Below are 9,134 nucleotides of genomic sequence, written 5' to 3' on the forward strand. Positions count from 1 at the left end.
CCCCGTGGCACGATGGCAGCCGACCAGCGCGCCCGCCCCGGCGGGCACGCGTGAAGGAGCGACGATGAACGACTCTCCGGGCTGGGCGACGCCCGGATCCCCGTCCGACGGCGAGGGCGCCGAGGGCACCCGGCCGCCCGCGCGGCCCGCCGGTGACCAGAAGTGGTCCGCCGAGCAGCCCCCGCCCGGCCAGTGGTCCAGCCCCGGCACCGGAGCGTCCGACACCCCCGCCACACCCCCGCAGCAGCCCCAGCAGGGCGCCGGCGGGCGCTCGTACGCCCAAACGGGTGACAGCCGGCCGTACGGCACCCCGTACGGCCGCCAGAACGGCACGGGTGGCACCGGCGGTGCGGGCGGCGGATGGGGCGCCTGGGGGCCGCCCCCGGCGGCCAAGCCCGGCGTCATCCCGCTGCGCCCCCTGGGCCTCGGCGAAATCCTCGACGGCGCCGTCACCACGATGCGTACGCACTGGCGCTCGGTGCTCTCCATCAGCCTCGCCGTCGCGGTGCTGGTCCAGGTGTTCAGCGTGCTCGTGCAGAAGTACTCCGGCGACCGCCTCACCATCGAGCCCGGCTCACAGGCGCGCATGGAGGGCTTCAGCGACACCAGCGCCCTGCTGACCCTCGCCGCCTACCTCCTCCAGCTCCTCGGCGGCCTCCTGGTCACCGCCATGCTCACCATGATCTTCAGCCGGGCCGTCCTCGGCCGGCCCTCCACCGTCGGCGGCGCCTGGCGCGACGCCCGCGGCCAGCTGCTACGGCTCGCCGGACTGACCCTGCTCATCGGCTTCGGCGCCGTCGCCGTCTTCGTGCTGCTGATCCTGCCCGGCGTCCTGGCCGGCAACATCGGCATCGGCGTCCTCGGCGGCCTCGCCGCGGCCGTCCTCGTCACCTGGCTGTGGATCAGGCTCAGCCTCGCCTCACCCGCGCTGATGCTGGAGAAGGCCAACATCCGCACCGCGCTGGCCCGCTCCTCGAAGCTGGTGAACGGCTCCTGGTGGCGGATCTTCGGCATCACGGCGCTCACCGCCCTCATCACCGCCCTGGTGTCGGCGGTCATCGTCTACCCGCTGCTGGCCGTCTCCGTCGCCCTCTTCGGCGGCGGACTGGAAGGCCTCGCCGACGGCACCGCCCTCAACAACTGGGGCTCCCTGATCCTCACCGCGATCGGCAGCGTCATCGCCCTCACCATCACCATGCCGATCCAGTCCGGCGTCACCGTCCTCCTGTACATCGACCAGCGCATCCGGCGCGAAGCCCTCGACCTGGAACTCGCCCGCGCGGCCGGCCTGGAGAACTACGGAGCCGACGCGACGGCCCCGCCCACCGGAGGCTGACGCGCCGATGAGCACGGGGGGCCTCATCATCCGCGCCGCGGCCGCGCTGCCCGGCGCGCCGACACCACCGGTGACCACACCGCGCGACCCCGCCCGCGAGGCGGCCGAACGCGAACTGTCCAAGCCCGTCTACCACCAGAACGACCCCGGGCTCGTCGAGCGCGCCCTCGACCGCTTCTGGGAATGGGTCGACGACCTCTTCGGCCGCGCCTCCGGGGCCACCCCCGGCGGCGGCCTCGGCCTCCTCGTCGTCCTCCTGCTGACCGTCCTCGTCATCGCCGCCCTCTGGTGGCGGCTCGGCACCCCCCACCGGACCGCCACCGACCCCGCCGCCCTCTTCGACGACGGCCCGCGCAGCGCCGCCGACCACCGCGCGGCCGCCGAAGCCCACGCCACCGCCGGCCGCTGGAGCGAAGCCGTCCAGGAACGCATGCGCGCCGTCGTCCGCTCCCTGGAGGAGCGCACCCTGCTCGACCCCCGCCCCGGCCGCACCGCCGACGAGGCCGCCGCCGAAGCCGCCGGCCCCCTCCCCCAGCACGCCGCCGACCTCCGCGCGGCGGCCCGCGCCTTCGACGACGTCACCTACGGCGGCCGCACCGCCGACCCCGACACCTACGCCCGGCTGCGCACCCTCGACCTCGCCCTGGAACGCGCCAAGCCGCTCCTGACGGGACCCACCGCATGACCGGGACCTCCACCGCGCCCACCGGCGCCCAGCTGTGGACCCGGACCCGCGGCCTCCTCGTCGCCCTCGCCGTGCTCCTCGTCGGCTCCACAGCCCTCGCCGCCCTCCAGTCCGGCAACCACCACGGCCACCTCGACCCCCGCTCCGCCGACCCCTACGGCAGCCGCGCCCTCGCCGAACTGCTGACGGAACGCGGCGTCACCAGCCAGGTCGTCACCACCGCCCGCGAAGCCGCCGACGCCGCCGGACCGGGCACCACCCTCGTGGTCACCGCCCCCGACCTGCTCGGCGACAGCCAGCTCCGCGCCGTCCGCTCCGCCATCGACCTCTCCGGCGGCCGCACCGTCCTCGTCGCCCCCGGCGGCCCCAACCTGCCGCAGCTCGCCCCCGGCGCCCGCACCGACGGCACCGCCCACCACAAGCGCCTCGACCCCGGCTGCGCCCTCCCCGCCGCCCACGCCGCGGGCCGCGCCGACACCGGCGGCGGGCACCGCTACACCAGCGACACCCCCGGGGCCACCGCCTGCTACCCCAGCGACGGCCACCCCACCCTCCTCGTCCTCCCCACCGCGACCCCCGGCGGCGACACCGTCCTCCTCGGCTCCGACACGATCCTGCTCAACCGCGGCCTCGCCCAAGAGGGCAACGCCTCCCTCGCCCTCCAACTCCTCGGCTCCCGCGCCAAGCTCGTCTGGTACCTGCCCAGCCCCGCCGACACCGCCCCCGCCGGCGACGACCCCGAAGACAAGTCCCTCCTGGAACTCGTCCCCGCCGGCTGGGGCTGGGCCCTGCTCCAACTCCTGGTGGCCGCCGCCCTCGCCGCCCTCTGGCGCGCCCGCCGCCTCGGCCCGCTCGTCACCGAACAACTGCCCGTGGCCGTCCGAGCCTCCGAGGCCGCCGAGGGCCGCGCCCGCCTCTACCGCAAGGCCGGGGCCCGCGACCGCGCCGCCACCGTCCTGCGCGCCGCCACCCGCGAACGCCTGGCCGCACTCGTCGGCGTACCGGCCGGCCGGGCCCACGCACCCGAGGCACTCGTCCCCGCCGTCTCCGCCCGCCTCCCCGGCGGCGCGCACGACGTCACCACCCTGCTCTTCGGCCCCACCCCCGCCGACGACGCGGCACTCGTCGCGCTCGCCGACCACCTCGACGCCCTCGAAAGAGAGGTCCGCACCTCATGACGGCCACCACGGACAGCGCCCGCTCCTCACTGGAAGCGATCCGCACCGAGATCGGCAAGGCCGTCGTCGGCCAGGACCCGGCCGTCACCGGCCTCGTCGTCGCGCTCCTGTGCCGCGGCCACGTCCTCCTCGAAGGCGTCCCCGGCGTCGCGAAGACCCTCCTCGTCCGGGCCCTCGCCGCCTCCCTCGAACTCGACACCAAGCGCGTCCAGTTCACCCCCGACCTGATGCCGAGCGATGTCACCGGCTCCCTCGTCTACGACGCCCGCACCGCCGAGTTCTCCTTCCAGAACGGCCCGGTCTTCACCAACCTCCTCCTCGCCGACGAGATCAACCGGACCCCTCCCAAGACCCAGTCCTCGCTCCTCGAAGCGATGGAGGAACGACAGGTCACCGTCGACGGCACACCGCGCGCCCTCCCCGAACCCTTCCTCGTCGCCGCCACCATGAACCCCGTCGAGTACGAGGGCACCTACCCCCTCCCCGAAGCCCAGCTGGACCGCTTCCTCCTCAAACTCACCGTCCCGCTGCCCTCCCGCGCCGACGAGATCGGCGTCCTCACCCGGCACGCCGCCGGCTTCAACCCGCGCGACCTGCACGCCGCCGGCATCCGCCCCGTCGCCGGCCCCGCCGACCTCGCGGCCGCCCGCGAAGCCGTCGCGAACGTGAGCGTCTCCCCCGAGATCGCCGGATACGTCGTCGACATCTGCCGCGCCACCCGCGAATCCCCCTCGCTCACCCTCGGCGTCTCCCCCCGCGGCGCGACCGCCCTGCTGGCCACCGCCCGCGCCTGGGCCTGGCTGAGCGAACGCGACTACGTCACCCCCGACGACGTGAAGGCCCTCGCCCTGCCCACCCTGCGCCACCGCGTGCAGCTGCGCCCGGAAGCCGAAATGGAAGGCGTCACCTCCGACTCGGTCATCTCGGCGATCCTCACCCACGTTCCCGTCCCGCGCTGATGGCCCTCACCGGACGCGCCGCGCTGCTCGCGGCCCTCGGCAGCATCCCCGTAGGCCTCCTCGAACCGAGCTGGACGGGCATGCTCGCGGTCAACGGCCCCCTCGCCGTGGCCTGCGCGGTCGACTACGCCCTCGCCGCGCCCGTCCGCACCCTGCGGCTGGACCGCTCCGGCGACACCTCCGTACGCCTGGGCGAACCGGCCGACGTGCACCTGACGGTGACCAACCCGGGCACCCGCACGCTCCGCGCCCGCGTCCGCGACGCCTGGCCCCCGAGCGCCTGGCTCCCCGCCGCCGAACCCACGGCGTCCCGGCACGACCTCGTCGTCCCCGCCGGAGAACGCCGCCGCCTGACCACCCGTCTGCTGCCCACCCGCCGCGGCGACCGCCACGCCGACCGCGTGACGATCCGTTCGTACGGACCGCTCGGCCTCCTCGCCCGCCAGGGAGCACACACCGTCCCCTGGACGGTCCGCGTCCTGCCGCCCTTCACCAGCCGCAAGCACCTGCCCTCCCGGCTGGCCCGGCTCCGCGAACTCGACGGCCGCACCAGCCTCCTGACGCGCGGTGAGGGCACCGAGTTCGACAGCCTCCGCGACTACGTCCCCGGCGACGACACCCGCTCCATCGACTGGCGCGCCACCGCCCGCCGGCCCGCGGTGGCCGTCCGTACGTGGCGCCCCGAGCGCGACCGCCACATCCTGATCTGCCTCGACACCGGCCGTACGTCCGCGGGCCGCGTCGGCGACGCCCCCCGCCTGGACTCCGCCATGGACGCGGCCCTGCTCCTGGCCGCCCTGGCGACCCGCGCCGGCGACCGCGTCGACCTCCTCGCCCACGACCGCCGCCCCCGCGCACTGGTCCAGGCCCGCTCGGCCGCGGACACCCTGCCCGCCTTCGTCAACGCCATGGCCACCCTGGAACCGGAGCTCGTCGAAACCGACTCCCGCGCCCTGGTCTCCACCATCCTCCGCAGCGCCCCGCGCCGTTCCCTGGTCGTCCTGCTGACCAGCCTGGACGCGGCCCCGATCGAGGAAGGCCTGTTGCCCCTCCTCCCCCGGCTCACCCAGCGGCACACGGTCCTGCTGGCCTCGGTCGCGGATCCGCACGTCGCCGAGATGACCCGGTCCCGCGGCGACGCGGCCGCGATCTACGAGGCCGCCGCGGGCACCCAGTCCCAAGCCCAGCGCCACCGCACGGCCGAGCAGCTCTCCCGCCACGGCGTCCACGTCGTCGACACCACCCCCGACACCCTCGCCCCGGCCCTCGCCGACGCCTACCTGGCCCTGAAGTCCGCCGGCCGCCTGTAGCCTCCCCGAACTCCGTGCCGGGCTGGACACGGTGGCCGGGCACCCACCAGGAGGACACCATGGCCGACCTCACCCCCGAGCAGATGCGCCGCAACGAGCAGCCTCAAGAGCTATCCGGCGGATTGGTAGAACGGGGCGCCCCGGCGCGGGTCGTCGACCGACCCCTAAACGCAGAAAAGCCCCGCACCAGTTACCTGGTGCGGGGCTTTCCCACAATGATTGTTCGGCGGCGTCCTACTCTCCCACAGGGTCCCCCCTGCAGTACCATCGGCGCTGAAAGGCTTAGCTTCCGGGTTCGGAATGTAACCGGGCGTTTCCCTAACGCTATGACCACCGAAACACTATGAAGTTAACCAACCGGGCATAAACACGGTCGTTACTTCAGAACTAACACAGTGGACGCGAGCAACTGAGGACAAGCCCTCGGCCTATTAGTACCAGTCAGCTCCACCCGTTACCGGGCTTCCACATCTGGCCTATCAACCCAGTCGTCTACTGGGAGCCTTACCCTCTCAAGGAGGTGGGAATACTCATCTTGAAGCAGGCTTCCCGCTTAGATGCTTTCAGCGGTTATCCCTCCCGAACGTAGCCAACCAGCCATGCCCTTGGCAGGACAACTGGCACACCAGAGGTTCGTCCGTCCCGGTCCTCTCGTACTAGGGACAGCCCTTCTCAATATTCCTACGCGCACAGCGGATAGGGACCGAACTGTCTCACGACGTTCTAAACCCAGCTCGCGTACCGCTTTAATGGGCGAACAGCCCAACCCTTGGGACCGACTCCAGCCCCAGGATGCGACGAGCCGACATCGAGGTGCCAAACCATCCCGTCGATATGGACTCTTGGGGAAGATCAGCCTGTTATCCCCGGGGTACCTTTTATCCGTTGAGCGACGGCGCTTCCACAAGCCACCGCCGGATCACTAGTCCCGACTTTCGTCCCTGCTCGACCCGTCGGTCTCACAGTCAAGCTCCCTTGTGCACTTACACTCAACACCTGATTGCCAACCAGGCTGAGGGAACCTTTGGGCGCCTCCGTTACCCTTTGGGAGGCAACCGCCCCAGTTAAACTACCCATCAGACACTGTCCCTGATCCGGATCACGGACCGAGGTTAGACATCCAGCACGACCAGAGTGGTATTTCAACGACGACTCCACAACCACTGGCGTGGCCGCTTCAAAGTCTCCCACCTATCCTACACAAGCCGAACCGAACACCAATATCAAACTGTAGTAAAGGTCCCGGGGTCTTTCCGTCCTGCTGCGCGAAACGAGCATCTTTACTCGTAGTGCAATTTCACCGGGCCTATGGTTGAGACAGTCGAGAAGTCGTTACGCCATTCGTGCAGGTCGGAACTTACCCGACAAGGAATTTCGCTACCTTAGGATGGTTATAGTTACCACCGCCGTTTACTGGCGCTTAAGTTCTCAGCTTCGCACGCCCGAAAGCGCACTAACCGGTCCCCTTAACGTTCCAGCACCGGGCAGGCGTCAGTCCGTATACATCGCCTTACGGCTTCGCACGGACCTGTGTTTTTAGTAAACAGTCGCTTCTCGCTGGTCTCTGCGGCCACCCCCAGCTCACGGAGTAAATCCGATCACCAGTGATGGCCCCCCTTCTCCCGAAGTTACGGGGGCATTTTGCCGAGTTCCTTAACCATAGTTCACCCGAACGCCTCGGTATTCTCTACCTGACCACCTGAGTCGGTTTAGGGTACGGGCCGCCATGAAACTCGCTAGAGGCTTTTCTCGACAGCATAGGATCATCCACTTCACCACAATCGGCTCGGCATCAGGTCTCAGCCTTAATGAGGGACGGATTTGCCTACCCCTCGGCCTACACCCTTACCCCGGGACTACCACCGCCCGGGCTGGACTACCTTCCTGCGTCACCCCATCGCTTACCTACTACAAGTCTGGTTCGTCGGCTCCACCACTTTCCTTTCCCCGAAGGGTCCGGAACGGCTTCACGGACTTAGCATCGCCTGATTCGATATTGGGCGTTTCAAAGCGGGTACCGGAATATCAACCGGTTGTCCATCGACTACGCCTGTCGGCCTCGCCTTAGGTCCCGACTTACCCTGGGCAGATCAGCTTGACCCAGGAACCCTTAGTCAATCGGCGCACACGTTTCTCACGTGTGTATCGCTACTCATGCCTGCATTCTCACTCGTGAACCGTCCACAACTAGCTTCCGCTGCTGCTTCACCCGGCACACGACGCTCCCCTACCCATCACAGCGGGCGTTGGCCCTATTGCTGCAATGACACGACTTCGGCGGTACGCTTGAGCCCCGCTACATTGTCGGCGCGGAATCACTTGACCAGTGAGCTATTACGCACTCTTTCAAGGGTGGCTGCTTCTAAGCCAACCTCCTGGTTGTCTCTGCGACTCCACATCCTTTCCCACTTAGCGTACGCTTAGGGGCCTTAGTCGATGCTCTGGGCTGTTTCCCTCTCGACCATGGAGCTTATCCCCCACAGTCTCACTGCCACGCTCTCACTTACCGGCATTCGGAGTTTGGCTAAGGTCAGTAACCCGGTAGGGCCCATCGCCTATCCAGTGCTCTACCTCCGGCAAGAAACACGTGACGCTGCACCTAAATGCATTTCGGGGAGAACCAGCTATCACGGAGTTTGATTGGCCTTTCACCCCTAACCACAGGTCATCCCCCAGGTTTTCAACCCTGGTGGGTTCGGTCCTCCACGAAGTCTTACCTCCGCTTCAACCTGCCCATGGCTAGATCACTCCGCTTCGGGTCTAGAGCGTGCAACTCAATCGCCCTATTCGGACTCGCTTTCGCTACGGCTTCCCCACACGGGTTAACCTCGCTACACACCGCTAACTCGCAGGCTCATTCTTCAAAAGGCACGCAGTCACGACTGTATGTGCAAGCACATACAGCGACGCTCCCACGGCTTGTAGGCACACGGTTTCAGGTACTATTTCACTCCGCTCCCGCGGTACTTTTCACCATTCCCTCACGGTACTATCCGCTATCGGTCACCAGGGAATATTTAGGCTTAGCGGGTGGTCCCGCCAGATTCACACGGGATTTCTCGGGCCCCGTGCTACTTGGGAGATTCTTAAGCAAGCCGCTGATGTTTCGTCTACGGGGGTCTTACCCTCTACGCCGGACCTTTCGCATGTCCTTCGACTACATCAACGGTTTCTGACTCGCCGACCGGCCGGCAGACCGATCAAAAGAATTCCCACAACCCCGCATGCGCAACCCCTGCCGGGTATCACACGCATACGGTTTGGCCTCATCCGGTTTCGCTCGCCACTACTCCCGGAATCACGGTTGTTTTCTCTTCCTGAGGGTACTGAGATGTTTCACTTCCCCTCGTTCCCTCCACACTGCCTATGTGTTCAGCAGTGGGTGACAGCCCATGACGACTGCCGGGTTTCCCCATTCGGACACCCCCGGATCAAAGCTCAGTTGGCAGCTCCCCGGGGCCTATCGCGGCCTCTCACGTCCTTCATCGGTTCCTGGTGCCAAGGCATCCACCGTGCGCCCTTAAAAACTTGGCCACAGATGCTCGCGTCCACTGTGTAGTTCTCAAGCAACGACCAGCCACCCATCACCCTCATCCCTAAGGACCAGGTTCACTGGGGCCGGCATCGCGAAGATAAGACCTTACGGCCGTACCTTCAGATACCCAA

The 9,134-nt window shown here is 68.2% G+C and carries 5 protein-coding genes and 2 rRNA genes; 5 read left to right on the forward strand and 2 right to left on the reverse strand.

Annotation, left to right across the window (positions count from 1 at the left end):
* The first annotated feature begins 64 nt into the window (after positions 1 to 64).
* The 5 genes from EES41_RS14870 to EES41_RS14890 are packed head-to-tail and all read left to right on the forward strand — an operon-like array spanning position 65 to position 5,468.
* On the forward strand, positions 65 to 1,336 hold the full coding sequence (locus EES41_RS14870) for a glycerophosphoryl diester phosphodiesterase membrane domain-containing protein (RefSeq protein ID WP_123078716.1): 1,272 nt from the start codon (positions 65 to 67) through the stop codon (positions 1,334 to 1,336).
* A gap of 7 nt (positions 1,337 to 1,343) precedes the next feature.
* Positions 1,344 to 2,021, forward strand: coding sequence for a DUF4129 domain-containing protein (locus EES41_RS14875; RefSeq protein ID WP_123078718.1), 678 nt, complete (start codon positions 1,344 to 1,346; stop codon positions 2,019 to 2,021).
* Positions 2,018 to 3,199, forward strand: a complete 1,182-nt coding sequence (locus EES41_RS14880; protein ID WP_123078720.1) for a DUF4350 domain-containing protein — start codon at positions 2,018 to 2,020, stop codon at positions 3,197 to 3,199. The genes EES41_RS14875 and EES41_RS14880 overlap by 4 nt, the downstream gene beginning before the upstream one ends.
* Positions 3,196 to 4,158, forward strand: a complete 963-nt coding sequence (locus tag EES41_RS14885) for a MoxR family ATPase (RefSeq protein WP_123078722.1) — start codon at positions 3,196 to 3,198, stop codon at positions 4,156 to 4,158. The genes EES41_RS14880 and EES41_RS14885 overlap by 4 nt, the downstream gene beginning before the upstream one ends.
* Complete coding sequence (locus tag EES41_RS14890) at positions 4,158 to 5,468, forward strand: DUF58 domain-containing protein (RefSeq protein WP_123078724.1); 1,311 nt, start codon at positions 4,158 to 4,160, stop codon at positions 5,466 to 5,468. The genes EES41_RS14885 and EES41_RS14890 overlap by 1 nt, the downstream gene beginning before the upstream one ends.
* 221 nt (positions 5,469 to 5,689) lie before the next feature.
* Here the strand turns inward: EES41_RS14890 and rrf are convergent.
* Both rrf and EES41_RS14900 read right to left on the reverse strand, forming a co-directional pair.
* Positions 5,690 to 5,806, reverse strand: a 5S ribosomal RNA gene (gene rrf, locus EES41_RS14895).
* A gap of 73 nt (positions 5,807 to 5,879) precedes the next feature.
* Positions 5,880 to 9,002, reverse strand: a 23S ribosomal RNA gene (locus EES41_RS14900).
* Positions 9,003 to 9,134 lie beyond the last annotated feature (132 nt).

It is taken from the genome of Streptomyces sp. ADI95-16 (assembly GCF_003721495.1).
Classification (GTDB): Bacteria; Actinomycetota; Actinomycetes; order Streptomycetales; family Streptomycetaceae; genus Streptomyces; species Streptomyces goshikiensis.